Here is a 1409-nt window from a genome sequence, read left to right on the forward strand (position 1 = left end):
GCTCATATCATGTCTCCCTGTTTTTTCAGCGGGTCGCGGGGTTTCTTCTTGCCGAAACATCCCGGGGGGTGAGGGGCGTCCCGGAAACGATCCGGGGGATCGTTTCAGCCCCGAACGGGCGAAGCCCCGGACACGCCGCTTGCGGCGACGGGGGCGGCGCCCTGCTACTCCACGATCTCCGCGGTTTCGACGACCGCGTGCATCAGCACATCGGCCCCGGCGGCGGCCCAGTCCCTGGTGATCTCCTCGGCCTCGTTATGCGAGAGCCCGTCGACGCAGGGGCACATCACCATCGCCGTCGGCGCCACGCGGTTGATCCAGCACGCGTCGTGCCCCGCCCCCGACACCAGGTCGCGATGCGAATAGCCCAGCCGCTCGGCCGCCGCGCGCACCGCCGCGACGCAGCCCTTGTCGAATTCCACCGGGTCGAACCCCCCGGCGGTCTCGAACGCCACCTCGCAGCCCATAGCGTCGCAAATCTCCCTCGCCGCCGCCTTCATCCGCGCGACCATGTCCTCGATCACCGCCCGCTGCGGCGAGCGGAAATCCACCGTGAACACCGCCTTGCCGGGGATCACGTTGCGCGAGTTGGGGAAGATGTCGATATGCCCCGCCGCGCCCACCGCGTCCGGCGCGTGGCTCAGCGCGATCTCCTCGACCTTCTCCAGCACCCGCGCCATCGCCAGACCCGCATTGCGCCGCATCGGCATCGGGGTCGAGCCGGTATGCGCGTCCTTGCCGGTGATCGTCACCTGCGTCCAGTTCAGCCCCTGACCGTGGGTCACCACGCCGATATCCTTGCTCTCGGCCTCGAGGATCGGGCCCTGTTCGATATGCAGCTCGAAAAATGCGTGCATTTTGCGCGCGCCCACCTCTTCCGCGCCGCGCCAGCCGATCCGGTCCAGCTCGTCACCGAACCGCCTGCCCTCGGCATCGGTCCGGTCCTCCGCCCAGGCCTGCTCGTGCACCCCGGCGAACACCCCCGAGGCCAGCATCGCCGGGGCGAACCGCGTGCCTTCCTCGTTGGTCCAGTTGGTCACCACGATCGGGTGCTTCGTCCGGATGCCCAGATCGTTCAGCGTGCGCACGATCTCCAGCCCGCCCAACACGCCGAGCACGCCATCGTACTTGCCGCCCGTCGGCTGGGTGTCCAGGTGGCTGCCCACGTAAACCGGCAGCGCGTCGGGGTCGGTGCCCTCGCGCCGGGCGAACATGTTGCCGAGGCCGTCCACCCCCATGCTGCACCCCGCCGCCGCGCACCAGGACTGAAACAGCGCCCGGCCCGCGCCGTCCTCATCGGTCAGCGTCTGGCGGTTGTTGCCCCCCGCCACACCCGGCCCGATCTGCGCCATCTCCATCAGGCTCTCCCACAGCCTGTCTCCGTTCACTCGAAGATTCTCACCCGCTGA

1 protein-coding gene is annotated in these 1409 nt (G+C 69.1%); it reads right to left on the minus strand.

Annotation, left to right across the window (positions count from 1 at the left end):
- Positions 1-164: 164 nt before the first annotated feature.
- Positions 165-1409 (minus strand): Zn-dependent hydrolase (locus BUB53_RS22155; protein ID WP_073038250.1); only part of this gene is annotated, 1245 nt, incomplete at its 5' end.

This window comes from Roseovarius pacificus, from assembly GCF_900142665.1.
Classification (GTDB): Bacteria; Pseudomonadota; Alphaproteobacteria; order Rhodobacterales; family Rhodobacteraceae; genus Roseovarius; species Roseovarius pacificus.